This window comes from Ruegeria sp. D4 (assembly GCF_056534475.1).
In genome coordinates this window covers 774,144-790,196 of record NZ_JBQFPJ010000001.1, presented here as the reverse complement: position 1 = coordinate 790,196, position 16,053 = coordinate 774,144, and the positions used below count along the sequence as shown (strand labels likewise).

Here is a 16,053-nt window from a genome sequence, read left to right as displayed (position 1 = left end):
CAACGCATCTTCATCCGAATACCGCTTCCGAGCCATCCATCATCCCTTCCGTGACACCAAAATAGTGGCACAGTTTTACGGGGCTAAGACATCTGACGAAAAAGCGGATGGAAACTGCAGACGAAGAGTTTCTTGCAGCATCAATTGACTTCATGGAACGGGCTGTTCAACAAGAAAAGCCATTTTTCATTTGGCACAACGCCAGTAGGATGCACGTCTGGACACGCCTCAAGCCTGAGTCTCAAGGCGTGACAGGCGTTGGTCTATACGCGGATGGAATGGTTGAACACGATGGTCATGTTGGCCAACTTCTCGATAAACTCGACGAACTTGGGGTAGCCGACAACACCATCGTTCTCTACTCCACGGACAACGGTGCAGAAGTGTTTACTTGGCCTGATGGAGGCCAAACCCCTTTCCATGGCGAAAAAGCAACCACTTGGGAAGGCGGCTTTCGTGTTCCTGCTTTGGTGCGGTGGCCCGGTAAATTTCCAGAAGGCAAAGTCGTAAACGGAATTGTACACCACATGGATTGGATGCCGACCCTTTTGGCAGCCGCGGGCGTTCCAGGCGTTAAAGAACAGCTTCTGGACGGCTATCAAGCTGGAGACAAAAATTTCAAAGTACATCTGGATGGCTACAACATGCTTGAGTACCTGAAATCTGGTGGCGAAGGAGCAGGTCCAAGAAACGAGATCTACTATTTTACCGACACAGGCGACATTTCGGCCGTACGTGTAGGCGATCTTAAAGTCATGTTCTCTAAGCAAGAAGGTCATGGCTTCGGTGTTTGGAAACAGCCATTGACACCTCTGGCTTGGCCCGATGTGACCAACTTACGCGCCGATCCATTTGAGACCGCTGTGAATGTTGGCGGTATGTATACAAAATGGTCCGCCTCTCGCATGTATACAATTCAGCTTGCTCAGGCACAGATGGCCAAGCTGGTGGCGACGTTCAAAGAATTTCCGCAACGGCAGAAGCCCGAGAGTTTTTCTGTCTCGAACTTGCCGCTTGGTCCAGGCGAACAAGACTAGGCGGAGTAATCTTACGCTCAAAGAGCTTGTGACGGCTCTTTGGGCGCGATTCTTCCGGTAGTGATATCAGGCATCGTGTTGAACGCTGCCGAGTTCGGCCGCTTAAGCGGATTGCGCTTCTTCGCCGTCGTCGCTGAATGCCATCGCGAGAGAAGAGATTCCGTCGGAAATTAGTTCAACTCCCAACAAGATGCCAAGAGCGGAAATTGCGGAAACCGGCCAGTTCATAAAAATGATTACCGCCAATGCGATAGACGCGATACCGGAAATCAGAACGGCCCAGAAAAACCTTCTGTCTTCAAGTGCGAAGGATAGAACGATTTTCGCCATGCCTCCAAAAAGGAACAAAATTGCGAGCATCGTCGTCAAAGCCATCATACCCTTCAGCGGATGTCCAAGAATTGTGACGCCGAGGAATACGGCAAGTGCTCCAAGCAGGATGGTCCAAACCTTTGCACCGGCGCTTTCCGCTCGAAATCCAGTAACGACTTGAACGACGCCCAACGCTATGAATACCCAGCCAACCAGAATAGTTGCGAAACCACTGGCCAGCACTGGGTTCGCCAACGCATAGATGCCGCCCAGAATCGATATTGCCGCCATGAGAATCCATAAGATTTTGTTTTTCATTTCTTAGCCCTCGTTCGCTACGTACCCGAAGTTGAATTCCACAATGCGGGCTGCACAAGAAAATCCCAACTAGGATCGTCGCGTTTTCCGTGTGCTGTTGACGCAATACATCACTGTTCGGGCCTCAAAGTTCTCAGAAAAGTGGTCTTTTGGGGAGCATTTGGCTTGGGGCGGGAACGGTTGGTTACGCACGCGCTCATCAAGCGGACTGATGTGTTTAATATTCGGGAACGGATTGGCACGACAACAGTAAATCAGCTTACTTAACGTGCCATTACTGGTTCGAATGCACCTTACAGTAGCCACGCGCGGGTTCAGGTGTCGCGGTTCTCAAGCTCGGCGCGCAATTCTCTGATTTCTGCCTCGAATTCGGCTTGCTTTCTTTGGCGCCGGCCGCCGCCCGCCGGTACAAGGTTTTCCTTAAGGAGCCCCGGCTGGACAGAATCTTCAACATCCAAGAGCCCATCGGTCGACATAAGGACTGCGATCCAGCGAACAGCAGGAATTTCGGCGCATACGACCATGGCCACCACCATCATTGGAATTGCAAGAAATGCACCGATCCCGCCCCAAACCGTTGCCCAGAACGTGAGGGATATCATGACCACGAAGGTACTTAGGTTTAGCGAACGGCCTTGCATTGACGGCTGAACGACATTCGCGATGAACTGGTCTGCAAAGCCGTAGCCAAAGAATACGATCAGGAACGGGGTAAAGGTGTCGAACTGGATAAGCGCTACGAGAGAAGGCAAGGCAATCCCGATGAAGGCGCCGATATTCGGGATAAAACCAGCGACAAACACCGTTAGCGCCAAGAGAGGCGCGAAATCGAGCCCAATCCACGAGAAAATCAGGAAAGCAACCGCTCCGCTCATAGCGCTGGTCACCGCATTGACCCACATGTATTGCTTCACACCAGTAGAAATCCGACCCAGCACCTTTTGCGCCTGTTTAGTCCCTTCAGCTGTTCCAGCGAGACGCGGTAGTTTTTCCACCCAGGCATGCTGCTCCGACAGCAGGAAGGCCAGGTACAGCACCACAAGCGCGACAGTCGAAATCACACCGAACAGCTGGTTTGCTGCCGCGCCAAGCCATGCACCTACGTCGGTCTCTGCAAACGCGCCGCTAACCGTCGAGATCACCTGGGGCCCGACAAACGACTCGACCTGATTGGCCAACCCTTTTAAGCGCTCTTGGTACAATGGCAGGGCATCCTGCACTTCATCAATTGATGAAGAGACAACAATGCCAAACAATAAGACTGCGGCGAATACCGTCGCTACGCTTAGCAACCGGGCCAGCCATCCCGGCGGCGACCAGCCAAGAAGCTCAAACCGCATAAACCTATCGATCAAAGCTAAAGACAGGATGAAAAGAAGCCCCGCGACCGCAAGCGGGATTAGAAAACCTCGTCCGAACCACAACAAACCGACAACGATCGGTATCGATATCGTCAACATAAACCACATAGGCGTGGCTGCGGATGTATTATTGGGATTGGCGGACATAACGTGAATCTTGTGACTTTGCCGCTATCTGCTTTGATCTCGACATCTATACCTCAAATTTCGAAGACGCGTGAAAGCAATTGTATCCGCTAAAACTTCAAATTGGTGCAACATAACAGGCAGATACTAGGTGGGTCGCAATTCGTAAAGAGCGCAACCGCGAACCAAACAAATGCTTTGTTAAGGCGAGCAGTGCATTACTTGATTCAAACCAAGGCATATAGTGTGCATTCCCACGACTCTCAGCAGCAAAAGATCTGCGGGCTTATCATCCACTACTTGTGTGCTTTTTGAAAACTGGCTGTAAACAGAAACGGATAGGTCCAGCACTTCCAGCTGAAGCGCTGCCAAATGCAATAGCAAATTTACAGATTTAATTTCGTTTGAGCACAGAGGAAGTCTTCATTTCATCCGATGAGTTTTCGACGGCAAGTGCCCAAAAAGATGCTTATACTGATTGCTGAAATGCCCGAGATGCAGGAAGCCATGTTCTGCAGCGATGCGCTTAATCTTAGTTTCCTTTGGGTCAGTGTATTTTAAGGTTTTGTAGACGTGGTTCAGCCGAATGCGGCGAAGCCACGTTGCGGGAGACATTCCTGTGACATCTTGGAAAGCGTAGTGCAACGAGCGAAGGCTGATCCCCAGATGTTTGCAGATCTCTGTCAGCCCAGGGACTTTTTGAGGATCAGCAAAGACTAGGTCCGTCGCTTGTCGAACGATTACCCCCCGTTTTGAGGGTGGAGAAGAAACCTTGGTTTCGTTGAGGGCTTCTGACAGTGCCCAAATGAACAGTTTCTTGAATTGATCTACTTGCACAGCATACATGATATAGGCTTTTTCGGAACAGGACTTTGTTTCTTGCAAAAAGCTCAGACCTGCACGTTTGATCTTTTTGGCGGTCAACCTATCCAAGACAAGGTTTCCATGGAGCTTACGCTTCAAGTCTAGGCCACCAGAAAGAGCCGACGCAATGCTCCAAACCTCTTCCTCCGAGAATGATAAAACTAAACTGTCCCATTCGTCGTCGGAAACAAGTTGACCTTCCAGATAGGGCGACTGTATGACAACCGAGTTTTGCTCAACTTTGCTGCCAAGCCAAAACACCGAGTCCGTTGATCCCAGCGGCAGTGCAAAACCAAATCCACTCGGTACACCAGCACCTCGGTACCTCATTTTGCGCCCCCACTTCTCGCGCATCACTTGTGTCGTGCCGACTTCTGTAAGTTCAATGCTGCCGTAGAACTTTCCCGGTGAAAGCTGGGTGTACTCCTGATCCCAAGCAGATGCTGCTTTTTGCAGGTCCTCGAAATCGTTTGTTTCGTAGGTCGAATGCTGCACGAATTGCATAACCGTCAATGGTCTCCGTCCGTAACTCAAGCATCTCAATATCTTAGGGGTTTTGAAGCGGAAATTTCAACTAAAGATGAATTCTGAAAGCCAGATTGCATTTTTGGGATAAAGTTAACTGCTGTTTAGCGGAGGCAGGCCGTGCATTATGGTCTAGGAAGAATCGCTGACATCTCTGATGCGTGAGCTGATGGTTTACCGGATATCGCTTGCTGATACTTTCGATTTTGGGTCGGATGCAGGCAAGCCAGTGAGCCAAAGTTACCATGTGCCAATCGACTTCCCAGGCGGGATAGAAAAGGTCGTAGTCAACCTGGATCTTGGCAGCTGATCGATCACACACCCACCGGGAAATGATCTATCTTTCGAGTGGGTACCTATTCTATGGGCAATCAAGCTGTCTAGTTGCCTTGAGTTGGAGGTTTAGATTATGAAAACACGAAACTTGTATCTGGCATCTGCATTAACTAGCTTTGCTTTTTTAGGCACACTTACCAAAGCCGACGAGATCCGGCTTTCTGATATCCAAAGCGATGAGGAGTTCGCCGGTGCAATGCCGGTCACGGGATCTGTCGAAACCTATTTTGGGAACTTTGATCTAGAACACAGCTTCCCCACAGAAGAGACCGCTGACCGGATTTACGAACTGATTGACCACCAGCGTGCGTCGCAACTCTATCTTTGGGCTTTGCCAATCGTGGCGCAGGAACGGCTTGCCCAGAACTACTTCAATAACTTTGACTTTGACTACGGTGATTTCGTACGCATCGAGTCATTTAACGAAAGGCGCGGATACCTGACCGCCAATGAGACCACTAACTACGCCTTAGGCCTGCTCAACACCAACGGAGCCGCGACGGTGCTCGATATTCCACCGGGTGTGGTTATCGGCATGGTCATTGACATGTGGCAGGAATCGCCCACCGACATTGGAATCTTTGGGCCCTTCGAAGGCAAAGGGGGAAAGCACGTCATTGTGGGGCCAAACACGCCGCAACACATGCGACCTGATCAGAAAAAGCTAGGCGATGACTTCCAGGTTCATGAGATTGGAACTGATAGGGCCGTCGTTCTAGCGCGTGTGGCCGGTGCAGATGTGGATACGGTTCAGAAAACCTGGAACCAGATCCAGATGTATCGCTATGGTGACGAACCAGCTACCACAGTGCATGCCGGCGAGGACAAGTTCCTTCCGACGATCCAACCTCGTGGAATGGCCTTCTGGGAGGTCGTACACGCCGCAATCAACAATGAGCACCTCGCCGAACGCGACCGCCTGTTTATGTATTGGCTGCGCTCCCTCGGCATTGAGCGTGGAAAGCCGTTTGATCCGAATGAGCGTCAAACAGCGGCATTGCTGGACGGTGCCAAGGTGGGCGAGATGATGGCAAAGTCGTTCGTGTTCAGCGAGCGGCTGGATGGTGTCCTCCGTGAGTTCGACTGGCGCTACGTGCTTGGCGGCGAATGGGGCGACGGTATCAAGTACGATCAAAGCACTCAGAATTTTGATATTTTTGATCCCCGAGCTCGGTATACCTACGAAGCGCAATTGACCTCACCTTCGATGACAGTGCCACGGCCAGGGAAAGCGCAAGGCTATGTCGCTAAATTCGAGGACTCGAACGGCGAACGGCTCAAGGGCGAAGAACGTTACGTCATGCTGTTCGACCGAGAACCGAAAACCGACTTGTTCTGGTCTCTGACGATTTACGATCCCGACACACGTGTTCTTCTCGACAATCGAGGACTGGAGTCCGGCGATGACGTAACCATAGATAGTCTCGGGCACAAACCAAGGAAGAACGAAGATGGTTCCTTTGCTGTGATGCTTGGGCCTGACACTGCTCCCGATGGCTGGGAAAGCAACTATGTTCGTACGCTGCCTGGTCGCGGCTGGTTCCCTTACATCAGGGCCTACGGAGCACACGCAGAGTTCTTCGACGGCACGTACCAACTGCCGAACATTCAACGCGTTGATAGCTTCGACGAATATGTGAATTGATGCGGTGCATTCCCGGTCAAGTTCCGCGGAGTGCGACCGTTCGAACCTGAGTAGCCGGCACAAAATCAAAATGTTGTTCACTTCGGGAGGGTACTATGAAACTTAGAACCATTACGGCAATTTCGTTGGGAGCGCTGACCGTTAGTGTGTCATCCGCAGCTGCTCAGGATCGGGAAGAGGCCCTTGGTTATGGCACCCTCGATTCCACGGATGTCAACGTCGAAACGCCCGATTATTCTCCGTTTGTCGATCAGCACATGCCCCACCGTGTTTATTGGGGTGACACTCATCTGCATACCTCCTATTCGATCGATGGTGGCTTTTTTGGAAATACGCTTGATCCGGGAGATGCATACCGTTTTGCACGCGGTGAGGAATTGGTTTCTAGTACAGGGAGCCGAGTGAAACTTCACCGTCCACTCGATTGGCTCGTTGTTGCAGATCACGCTGAATACTTTGGACTTGCCGACATGCTGGCCAAAGGAAGTCCGGTCATCATGGAAGACCCGGTGACCAAGCGTTGGTACGATATGCGCCAAAGCGGTGACCCAGACCAAGGGATGCAGGCCTTCTACGAAGTCGTAGATTCTGCGGCACGTCTTGAAAACTTAGTTGAAAACCCTTCAATCCAGCGGTCCGCTTGGGACATGTCAACCGCCTATGCTGAACATTACTACAACCCCGGCGTCTTCACTTCGATTATTGGATTTGAGTGGTCATCGTCCTCAAACGGAAACAATCTACATCGAGTAGTCATGTTCCGCGATGGCGTTGACCGTGCCGGCAAAAACATACCATTTTCCACCTTTGATTCCGACGATCCAGAGGACTTGTGGGACTGGATGGAAGCTTATGAGGCCAACACTGGTGGGCGTACAATTGCCGCCGCACACAACGGCAACTGGGGAACCGGATTAATGTTTGCGGACAATCGCAACAATGGCGAGCCGCTGACCGAAGCATATGCCAAAAAGCGGATGCGGTTCGAACCGATTTACGAGATGACCCAGATCAAGGGCGACGGCGAAACCCATCCAGCGCTGTCTCCAGACGATCCGTGGGCGGATTTCGGAACATGGGACAAGGGCGATCTCGGTGGGCGAAACCGAATAACTGAAGAGATGCTACCGCATCAATACGCCCGGTCCGCACTGCGCCTTGGACTTAATCATGAGGCGAAACTTGGCACCAACCCGTTCAAGTTTGGAATGATTGGCTCGACAGATGCTCATACGTCATTGGCGACAACTCGCGAGGATAACTTCTTCGGTAAGAACCCACCCGCTGAGCCCGATCCGAACCGCTGGAGCCATGTCTTCATGAAGGGCGAGCTGGAAGGTACGGATTACTACAACTGGGAAACACTGGCTTCTGGCCTGACCGGCGTTTGGGCGAGGGAGAATACTCGTGAGGCGATTTTCGACGCCATGAATCGAAAGGAAGTCTATGCAACCACCGGCTCTCGCATTCAAGTGCGCGTCTTTGGTGGGTGGGACTTTGCACCTGACGAAGTTGAACGGCCTGACTTCGCCCAGCGTGGCTATGCAGCAGGTGTGCCAATGGGGGGTGACCTGATGAGCGCTCCCGAGGGAAAGGCCCCGACCTTCATGGTTCGAACTCTTCGTGACCCTGACAACGCCAATCTCGACCGCGTACAGATGGTTAAGGGCTGGCTAAACGCGGATGGTACAACCTCAGAGATTGTATTCGACATGGCTTGCTCCGACGGGCGCGAGATTGTCGATCACGTCTGCGACGGTGAAGTGGGCAACACAGTGGACGTGGAGAATGCCACTTACACCAACACCATCGGCGACCCGATGTTGAACGTCGTTTGGACCGACCCCGACTTTGATCCAACACAGCGCGCCTTTTATTATGTTCGCGTGCTAGAAATACCGAAACCCACGTGGCAGGCCCACGACGCAGCCTATTACGGGGTCGCAATGGATCCCGAAGTTCCGATGTTCCTGCAGGACCGCGCCTACACCTCACCGATTTGGTACACACCTGGTTGAGGGTAATTGACCGATGAAGATTGGATCAAAACCGAGGAAATGGAGGTCGTTAATGCAATTCAGAAACTCCACCGTAGTTACGGTCTTTACGCTGGCCGCCACGCTGACAGCAGCCTCTGCACAGGACCTTTTACCGCCCGCTGATGTTGTCGATGCGCCAAGATTAGAATATTCGCCTTACGCCGATGACCATTTTCCAAATCGTGTTCTTTTTGGCGATACGCACCTACACTCCTCGTGGTCTACGGACTCTGGTATGGCCGGCGGAGTATTGGACCAGGATGCTGGGTATCGCGTATCACGCGGCGAGGAAGTGATAAGTGCGCTCGGCTGGCGCGTAAAGCTGATCCGACCTCTCGACTTTGTGGTGATGGCCGATCACGCTGAGAACCTCGGCCTAGCCGACTTTATCCGCCGCTCTGACCCGCTCATTTTGGCTAATGAGACCGGCAAACGCTGGCATGATATGGTAAAAGCCGGGAACGGATATGACGCGTTCCTTGAGTGGCTGCGCGCGAACGACAACGACCTGATCAACGAGCCGAAGTTACTTGCTACCGCATGGGACGGTGCAACAACCAATGCTGACGAATACTACAGGCCAGGCACTTTCACCACATTTCACGGCTTTGAGTGGACTTCGCATCCCGGTGGCAACAACATGCATCGCGTAGTGATCTTCCGCGATGGCAAAGACCGCACCTCGCAAGTGTTCCCATTTTCGCAGTACGACTCAACTAATCCCGAAGATCTATGGGACTACATGGCGGCGTACGAGGAAAAAACCGGTGGTCAAGTCCTAGCGATCCCGCACAACGGCAATTTGTCGAATGGGCTTATGTTTGCGTTAGAAACCATTGAAGGGTCCACTCTTTCAGGGGAACCGATCGATGCGGACTACGCTGCAAAGCGCATTCGATGGGAACCTATAGCGGAAGTCACTCAACAAAAAGGTGATGGTGAGGCTCATCCGCTTTTGTCCCCCGACGATGCATTTGCCGACTTTGAAACAATCGACGCCGGTAATCTTAACGGTCAAGGCGCGAAAACGCGGGAGATGCTCCCAGCAGAATACGCCCGAGAGGCATTGAAGACCGGCCTCATAGTCGAGGCAAGTCTTGGTGTTAACCCTTTCAAATTTGGCATGATCGGTTCGACTGACAATCATACAGCACTGCCCACATCGCGAGAGGAGAATAACTTTTCCAAAGCTTCATTCGTGGAACCAGCCCCCGATCGCGCTTTCCACCCACTCGTTGCTGCAGACGACCCCGCGTTGTCTATTATGGAAGCCGATGTTGGTGCCTCGGGTCTTGCCGCGGTTTGGGCTCGAGAAAACACTCGGGAGTCTATTTGGGACGCAATGGCTCGTAAGGAAACCTATGCAACATCGGGTACGCGTCTGACTGTACGGGTTTTTGCGGGTTGGGACTTCAAAGCCGAAGAGGTTTCGCGCCCTGATTTCGCTCGCACCGGCTATGCGCGCGGCGTGCCAATGGGTGGAGATTTGACCAACGCACCTGCAGGTGGCGCTCCGACATTGATGATCCGGGCTCTGCGAGACCCCGACGGTGCCAATCTCGATCGCGTTCAGATCGTGAAAGGTTGGCTGAACCCCGACGGAACGACCTCAGAAAAAATCTTTGACGTAGCCTGCGGTGATCGGGCGATCATTGATGACAACTGTGATGGTGATGTGGGCAACACTGTTGACGTGGCAAATGCTTCCTACACCAATACGATCGGTGAGCCGCTCTTGACCGGGTTTTGGATTGATCCGGAGTTTGATCCGGAAAAGAGCGCATTTTACTATGTTCGCGTCATCGAAATTCCTACGCCGCGTTGGACGGCTTACGACGCGAAATTCTTTAATGTCCAAATGCCAGAGGGTACTCGGATGCAATTGCAAGACCGCGCATACACTTCGCCAATCTGGTATTCGCCGTGAAAGGTCAGAGCTTCAGAGTTCGCGAGAAACCTAGTTTGGCTTTGTAGGCCTCACTTTGATCTTCAACCGTGTTCCAGTTGCAGCACGAAGTTTCAATCTGGTCTGAATAGCCAATTAGTAGAGCTTTCGAATGAAATACATTTTGAGAAAAAGCTACCTGATCGCAATAATGGGGTGTATCTGGCTTTTGTCAGGCTACGAAGCTGCCTTTGCGCAAAATGACGCTGAAGCAGCCGCTCAGGCAAACAACCCTCTGGCGAACATCACTGCGTTTAATTTGCAAAACTATTACATAGACGAGTTTACTGGGCCGAGCGGAGAAAGTGGAAATCAGTTCGTCTTGCGGTATGCGCAGCCAGTTTCCATCGGAAACTCGCAATGGCTGATCAGAGCCTCCCTTCCTTACAACAGCTTTCCTGTTGGCGCTAATGGATCAACCGAAAGCGGGTTGGGTGATTTTGATGTATTCGCGGCCTATCAGATCAACACCGGAGATCCAGCGGTCAGTTTTGCTATAGGCCCGGAGTTAGTAGCTCCTACCGCTACAAGTGATCTACTTGGTTCGGATCAATGGCAACTGGGCGTCGCAAATGTATACTTCAACGCCAAGTCACCAAAGTTTCAATATGGATACTTGTTAACTTGGCGCGGCGGCATTGGCGATACAGATGGAAACCCACGCGTGAGCCTCGGGGCTTTTCAACCTTTTGCTTTTTACCAGCTTGGGCAAGGTTGGTACACCGGCGGAGCACCAATTTGGACCTACAACTTTCAGAATGACGCGTACTCGGTGCCTCTGGGAATCCGAATAGGAAAAGTCTTCAAACGGGACAAAACCATTTTCAATCTATTTTTGGAACCACAGTGGTCCATAGCGGATCGCGGCGCAGGATTGCCAAAAACGCAAGTGTATTTCGCTGTTAATATGCAATTTCAAAAATGAGTTGTTTCCATACTTATGAGAAGAAGGGAGAACCTGATGGAAAAGTTTATTGCTGTAGTCTTTGATACTGAAGAGGCCGCGTACAAAGGTGCAGATGCAATACGCGACCTGCATAGTAATGGCGAACTTGCTGTATATGCGGCCGGTATCATTGCAAAAGACAATGAGGGTAATGTCGAGGTTAAGAAATCTGCAGATGAAGGGCCAATTGGAACTGCTTTCGGGCTCATGCTTGGCGCAATGGTAGGTGTCTTGGCAGGACCGGCGGCAGTCGCTTCTGGAGCGGCAGTGGCGGGTTCGGCGGCAGCTGCTCAGGCTGCTGCAAGTGGTATGGCTTTGGGCTCGATGACGGGCGGTGTTTTTGGTGCATACCGAGATCTTTGGGTTTCGGGTGTTGATGTTGCAATGCTGGACAACGTTGCAGTCGAGCTCTTGCCCGGCAAATATTGCATAGTCGCCTCTGTTGACGAGGTCTGGACCGCTCCGCTTGATGTGAAAATGAAGGAAAATGGCGGAACCATTTTCAGGAAGCTTCGGACTGATGCAGTTGATGAGCAGATAGAAGCAGAAATGGTTGCATTGGACAAAGAGCTGACTTCCATGGAAGACGAACTAGCCGAAGCTGCTGACGAAATATCAGCAGACATTCAGGAAGGAATTGAAAAGACCAAAGCAAAGGTCAAGGAAACGAATGACCGTATTAACGCTCGGGTAGACGAGATCGACGCGGAGTTTGATGCCAGGTTGGATGCGATCGACCAACAAATCGCCTCGGCGACAGAAAAAACAAAAGACCGGTTCCAAAAAAGAAAAGCAGAGATTCAAGAGGAATACTCTCAAAGAAAAGCTCTTTTGAGCAAAGCAGCTAAGTTGGCAGGCGAGGCACTCAGCTAACGGGATAACGAACCCGCCAAATTCCAAAGCGGGTTCGACACATCCGTTTGCTGGAGTTACAAATCGAATTTATGGAAGAAAACAGTATTAGAGAGCCACTTTCTTCGTACGGTGATACTCTGTCACGATGGTGGATCTCAGTGGATCAACCCGCGGCGCTTGCCGCGATGGTGTTTTGCGCGGCGATTTTGGTTTTTCGTCGCGCGCTTGCTAGGGCGGTGGTGTCAGCGCTTAACGCATTGTTGTCAAACTTATCTTCCGAGATTGGTGAGGCGACGCGTGAACGCCTCGTTTCGGCTACGCAGGTACTTCTTATAACCCTATCGATTTTCCTTGTCTCTGAAGCTCTGGAACTTCCCGAGTTTACCGGTGGTCTCTTTAGGAGCGTTCTAGCGACTGCTGCCATCGTGGCTGTGTTTGCAACTTGGTACGAATTAGCGGGTAACTTTGTTTCAATTTTAAAAACGGGTGAGTTTCAGGACGTTACCCTTGAAGCAGATTGGACCACTAGAGTTACTCGCTTCGCTATTTTTATCTTTGGACTTACTGCGATTTTGAAGGTCTGGAACGTCGATATCAGTGGAGCTCTTACTGGCGTCGGTGTTTTAGGCGCAGGGCTTGCGATCGCTGCGCAGGACTTAGTACGAAATTTGATCGCGGGAATGACCAACCAAAGCGAGGCTCGATTTGTCACCGGAGACGCAATTGAAGTTGATGGCAAGTTTTTGGGGACGGTCAAAAGGATCGATCTGCGTTCCACACTCGTTGTTGGTTTCGACCAAGTGCCCCGCCATGTTCCGAATGCGGACCTGTCAAATTCTGTTGTTAAAAATTACTCAAGAATGCAGCATCGGCGTATCCTGGTTACAATTCCGCTAGTTTTGTCGTCGACCCGTGATCAAGTCGAAAAAGTTCGATGTGATCTGGATGAGTTCTTGAAGAACAGTGGCGACTTCGCGCTCCATGATGACGCTCCAAAATACGTCAACGTCTTAGGCATAAGCAACAGTTCCATCGACATTCAATTCTATGCTTGGACTAAGTCTGGGACTTATTTGGACTACCTTGAAACAAGTGAACGACTGACCCTAGAGGTTATCGAAACCGTCGCACGAGCAGGCACGGAGTTAGCCTATCCCACCCAAACGATACATCTGGCCGAGGGCGTAAAAGAAAATTGAAGCTGAGAACACTGGCCGCGAGCTAGTCTTCTTCGTCTCGCTGAACCCGTTCGTCTCTACGTTTTTTTAGTTCATCTAGTTCTTTTGCAAGCTCATCGTCCAGAACTGAACTGGTGCCAATTTCAGTCTTTTCGTCAACGTCAGAACTAGGCGTTGCCTTGACATCAGAGTTGCCGGACTGCTCGGCCAATGTGTCCCAAAGTGTTACGAATAACCCGGCCAGCACCGGTCCTAAGATCAGCCCTGAGGCTCCGAAAAACGCAAGGCCGCCAAGAGTAGAAATCAAGATTATTATATCGTTAAGCGCAGCATCCCTACCGACAAGAATTGGCCTTAAAATGTTGTCGATTGTCCCAACTACAGCCATACCCCAAATGGCCAGGCCGATTGCCGCGGTCGTTTCACCCTGCGTAAAAAGCCATATTACTCCGCAGAAAATTATAAATAAAGGACCCAGTCCTGGGATGACCGACAGAACGGCCATAACTACTCCCCAAAACGCTGCACCCTCTATTCCTGCGACCCAGAAGCCTAGGCCACCTAGAACGCCCTGCGCAATGCCGATGACCAGAGTTCCTTTGATCGTAGCTCGGCTGACCGAAACCATTCGATCGCGAAGTGCAAATTGGGTTTTGTGATCCAAACCAGTGTAAGCGAGGATAAGATCGATGACCGGACGATCCATTTGTAAGAAAATGAACACAGCATAAAAGTATACAAAGAGGCTTAAGAAAAAACTTGCTGTGCCGCGCGTTATGTCACCAAGAGCCGAAACGAAAAATCCGCCTATCGCGCTGGCTACTTCGCCAAGCTTAGCCATTATTTGAGCGCTTCTTTCGCCCAAAAAGTCACGAAATGGTACCCAATCAGGCAAAGGCTCATCTGTCGACAAGTTGGTCAGCTGTACAACCAGTCTACTAGCCTCATCTGCTATTCCCTGGGCCTGCAATACAGAGATCCAGACGATTCCCATCAATGGGGCTATGACGGCGATGGTGAGAAGAGCAAGTGTCAACCCAGACGCCAAAGCACTTCGACGACGTGTCAGGACGATCATTCTAGCAAAAATACGCGCTGACATCGCTGAAGTTATAGCTGCCAGAACAAGTGCGACCAAAAACGGTTGCACCATTCCAAAAAACAACGCTGACACTATTAGAGTGATTGAGAATAACGCAAACCATCGTAGAGCTTCAGGTGTAGGTTTTGCCATGTCCAAGCCCTCTGACGCGTGCCATTTTCATTACTGTATCACGATATTTCGTTATGTTTTTCAAAGAATTTGATGCATTATTCCTAATCACAGAATTACCAATGAACCTCTAGGAGACTTTAAGATGTCTGGTAATTCAAACCTTATTGATGAGCTGAAAAAGAAAAGGGACGAACTGCGTCTGCAACTACATCTGGGTGCGCGTGAAGCAGAGGATGAGTGGGAAACTTTGATGCAAGATTGGGACAAGTTCTTGAGCCGTGCCCAGTTTGAGAAAAGTGCCGATGAAGTCGGAGAAGCTGCAAAAGAACTCGGCTTGAAAATGAAGGAAGCGTACGACCGAATGAAAAAGTCATAGAGTGATTTAATCTCCCAAATCACCAAAGACAGTTCTGAACCTTTTGTGCCTCATTGGATTTTGAGTTCTCGGTCACTCACGATTCAAAAAGTTTTAGTGTGAGGAAAACCATGGTCACCAAAGCCGAACTTGAAGCAGAATTGGCAGACTTGCGAGAGAAACTGAAAGAACGCGAAGACCATGAAGAGTTATCCGTAACTGCACCCCAATCAAACCGCTCTGCAGAAGATAAATCCGACCTCTCGAAGGAACTTTTGGATTTTGGGTCGAATGGAGAAAGTGTAGAGGAAATTTTTCGGCAACTTGTTCACGAGCTGGACGACCTTCACAAACAGAAGCCCGTCTTGACTGTTGCCGCAGCATTTGCATTAGGCTTTTTGCTGGGCAGATCATCGAAATGAGAATGACACCATGAACCGAGACATCACAAAGGAAATCCGAAAAAGCAAAGGTCGTATCGGACGGAACTTAACCGTGGCATTCCGCGCGGAACGAGTAATAGCGCGACGTCGTTTAGCTGTAGTAAGAACTCAGACAGGATTAATGGCATTCGCCGGTCTTATCGCCGGGATCGGCGTTATCATGATTAGTATCGCGTTCTTCTTTTTTCTGTCCGAACGGTTTGGAAATACTACCGCTGGGCTTCTCGTTGGCCTGATTGACTTTTTGATCGCCGGTGTCTTGGTTATGATCGCGGTACGCTTGACTGCGGAGCCCGAGCTGGAACCGGCAATTGAGGTGCGAGACCTCGCATTGGAGGACATCGAAGCGGAAGTTGAAAACGCTGTGGACGAAGTGAGAGATCTCGCTAAGGGCTTCGGTCAGTTTACAAAGGACCCGTGGAGCGTCGCAGGTCAGAATCTGTTGGGTCCATTGTTATCAATCTTGCTGAAAACATTGAAGAAGTGAGGCGAGCTCACAGCCTGCCTTGGGCCAAATTCTTCTTACTATTCGCAAACAAATGTAGTCGAAGT

15 protein-coding genes are annotated in these 16,053 nt (G+C 50.7%); 11 read left to right on the top strand and 4 right to left on the bottom strand.

The window, feature by feature from the left end; translation table 11 throughout:
* The first annotated feature begins 107 nt into the window (after nt 1-107).
* Nucleotides 108-1,037: a sulfatase-like hydrolase/transferase gene (locus ACR0MI_RS03945; RefSeq protein ID WP_480853682.1), complete on the top strand. Its 930-nt coding sequence runs from the start codon at nt 108-110 to the stop codon at nt 1,035-1,037.
* Between the two features lie 102 nt (nt 1,038-1,139).
* On the opposite strand, the gene ACR0MI_RS03940 is transcribed toward ACR0MI_RS03945, so the two are convergent.
* The 3 genes from ACR0MI_RS03940 to ACR0MI_RS03930 form a co-directional block, all read right to left on the bottom strand.
* Nucleotides 1,140-1,667 carry a DUF308 domain-containing protein gene (locus tag ACR0MI_RS03940; protein WP_170507139.1) on the bottom strand — a complete coding sequence of 176 codons (528 nt, stop codon included), beginning with the start codon at nt 1,665-1,667 and terminating at the stop codon, nt 1,140-1,142.
* A gap of 314 nt (nt 1,668-1,981) precedes the next feature.
* On the bottom strand, nt 1,982-3,175 hold the full coding sequence (locus ACR0MI_RS03935; protein WP_170507142.1) for an AI-2E family transporter: 1,194 nt from the start codon (nt 3,173-3,175) through the stop codon (nt 1,982-1,984).
* A gap of 402 nt (nt 3,176-3,577) precedes the next feature.
* Nucleotides 3,578-4,522 (bottom strand): helix-turn-helix domain-containing protein, encoded by a 945-nt coding sequence (locus ACR0MI_RS03930; protein WP_170816524.1) that lies wholly within the window; start codon nt 4,520-4,522, stop codon nt 3,578-3,580.
* A gap of 178 nt (nt 4,523-4,700) precedes the next feature.
* Between ACR0MI_RS03930 and ACR0MI_RS03925 the strand changes: the two genes are divergently transcribed.
* The 7 genes from ACR0MI_RS03925 to ACR0MI_RS03895 all read left to right on the top strand — a co-directional run bounded on the left by ACR0MI_RS03925 (nt 4,701) and on the right by ACR0MI_RS03895 (nt 13,508).
* Complete coding sequence (locus tag ACR0MI_RS03925; protein ID WP_170507149.1) at nt 4,701-4,853, top strand: hypothetical protein; 153 nt, start codon at nt 4,701-4,703, stop codon at nt 4,851-4,853.
* Nucleotides 4,854-4,952: 99 nt separating this feature from the next.
* Entirely contained in the window at nt 4,953-6,524 is a 1,572-nt protein-coding gene (locus tag ACR0MI_RS03920; protein WP_170507152.1) for a DUF1214 domain-containing protein, read from the top strand.
* A gap of 125 nt (nt 6,525-6,649) precedes the next feature.
* Nucleotides 6,650-8,542, top strand: coding sequence for a DUF3604 domain-containing protein (locus ACR0MI_RS03915; protein ID WP_480853677.1), 1,893 nt, complete (start codon nt 6,650-6,652; stop codon nt 8,540-8,542).
* A gap of 52 nt (nt 8,543-8,594) precedes the next feature.
* A complete protein-coding gene (locus tag ACR0MI_RS03910) occupies nt 8,595-10,490 on the top strand; it encodes a DUF3604 domain-containing protein (RefSeq protein ID WP_170507158.1) in 1,896 nt (631 codons plus the stop codon).
* A gap of 130 nt (nt 10,491-10,620) precedes the next feature.
* Nucleotides 10,621-11,433 (top strand): hypothetical protein, encoded by an 813-nt coding sequence (locus ACR0MI_RS03905; protein WP_480853674.1) that lies wholly within the window; start codon nt 10,621-10,623, stop codon nt 11,431-11,433.
* Between the two features lie 36 nt (nt 11,434-11,469).
* Nucleotides 11,470-12,327 carry a DNA recombination RmuC family protein gene (locus tag ACR0MI_RS03900; protein ID WP_170507161.1) on the top strand — a complete coding sequence of 286 codons (858 nt, stop codon included), beginning with the start codon at nt 11,470-11,472 and terminating at the stop codon, nt 12,325-12,327.
* Nucleotides 12,328-12,467: 140 nt separating this feature from the next.
* The gene (locus ACR0MI_RS03895) at nt 12,468-13,508 is read left to right on the top strand and encodes a mechanosensitive ion channel family protein (protein ID WP_170507164.1); all 1,041 of its coding nucleotides are present in this window, start codon (nt 12,468-12,470) and stop codon (nt 13,506-13,508) included.
* Nucleotides 13,509-13,530: 22 nt separating this feature from the next.
* On the opposite strand, the gene ACR0MI_RS03890 is transcribed toward ACR0MI_RS03895, so the two are convergent.
* Nucleotides 13,531-14,721: an AI-2E family transporter gene (locus ACR0MI_RS03890; protein ID WP_170507167.1), complete on the bottom strand. Its 1,191-nt coding sequence runs from the start codon at nt 14,719-14,721 to the stop codon at nt 13,531-13,533.
* Between the two features lie 124 nt (nt 14,722-14,845).
* On the opposite strand from ACR0MI_RS03890, the gene ACR0MI_RS03885 reads away from it, so the two are divergent.
* The 3 genes from ACR0MI_RS03885 (at nt 14,846) to ACR0MI_RS03875 (ending at nt 15,988) form a co-directional block, all read left to right on the top strand.
* Nucleotides 14,846-15,079 carry a hypothetical protein gene (locus ACR0MI_RS03885; RefSeq protein ID WP_170507170.1) on the top strand — a complete coding sequence of 78 codons (234 nt, stop codon included), beginning with the start codon at nt 14,846-14,848 and terminating at the stop codon, nt 15,077-15,079.
* Between the two features lie 110 nt (nt 15,080-15,189).
* On the top strand, nt 15,190-15,480 hold the full coding sequence (locus tag ACR0MI_RS03880) for a hypothetical protein (RefSeq protein ID WP_170507173.1): 291 nt from the start codon (nt 15,190-15,192) through the stop codon (nt 15,478-15,480).
* Between the two features lie 10 nt (nt 15,481-15,490).
* Nucleotides 15,491-15,988: a phage holin family protein gene (locus tag ACR0MI_RS03875; RefSeq protein WP_170507176.1), complete on the top strand. Its 498-nt coding sequence runs from the start codon at nt 15,491-15,493 to the stop codon at nt 15,986-15,988.
* The last annotated feature ends 65 nt before the right edge of the window (nt 15,989-16,053 follow it).

Bases quoted from the DNA above. Each gene is read 5' to 3' on its own strand.
- ACR0MI_RS03900 (WP_170507161.1), top strand. From the start codon at position 11,470: ATGGAAAAGTTTATTGCTGTAGTCTTTGATACTGAAGAGGCCGCGTAC.
- ACR0MI_RS03905 (WP_480853674.1), top strand. From the start codon at position 10,621: ATGAAATACATTTTGAGAAAAAGCTACCTGATCGCAATAATGGGGTGT.
- ACR0MI_RS03880 (WP_170507173.1), top strand. From the start codon at position 15,190: ATGGTCACCAAAGCCGAACTTGAAGCAGAATTGGCAGACTTGCGAGAG.
- ACR0MI_RS03910 (WP_170507158.1), top strand. From the start codon at position 8,595: ATGCAATTCAGAAACTCCACCGTAGTTACGGTCTTTACGCTGGCCGCC.
- ACR0MI_RS03885 (WP_170507170.1), top strand. From the start codon at position 14,846: ATGTCTGGTAATTCAAACCTTATTGATGAGCTGAAAAAGAAAAGGGAC.
- ACR0MI_RS03925 (WP_170507149.1), top strand. From the start codon at position 4,701: ATGCGTGAGCTGATGGTTTACCGGATATCGCTTGCTGATACTTTCGAT.
- ACR0MI_RS03890 (WP_170507167.1), bottom strand. From the start codon at position 14,721: ATGGCAAAACCTACACCTGAAGCTCTACGATGGTTTGCGTTATTCTCA.
- ACR0MI_RS03930 (WP_170816524.1), bottom strand. From the start codon at position 4,522: ATGCAATTCGTGCAGCATTCGACCTACGAAACAAACGATTTCGAGGAC.
- ACR0MI_RS03875 (WP_170507176.1), top strand. From the start codon at position 15,491: ATGAACCGAGACATCACAAAGGAAATCCGAAAAAGCAAAGGTCGTATC.
- ACR0MI_RS03935 (WP_170507142.1), bottom strand. From the start codon at position 3,175: ATGTCCGCCAATCCCAATAATACATCCGCAGCCACGCCTATGTGGTTT.
- ACR0MI_RS03940 (WP_170507139.1), bottom strand. From the start codon at position 1,667: ATGAAAAACAAAATCTTATGGATTCTCATGGCGGCAATATCGATTCTG.
- ACR0MI_RS03920 (WP_170507152.1), top strand. From the start codon at position 4,953: ATGAAAACACGAAACTTGTATCTGGCATCTGCATTAACTAGCTTTGCT.
- ACR0MI_RS03945 (WP_480853682.1), top strand. From the start codon at position 108: ATGGAAACTGCAGACGAAGAGTTTCTTGCAGCATCAATTGACTTCATG.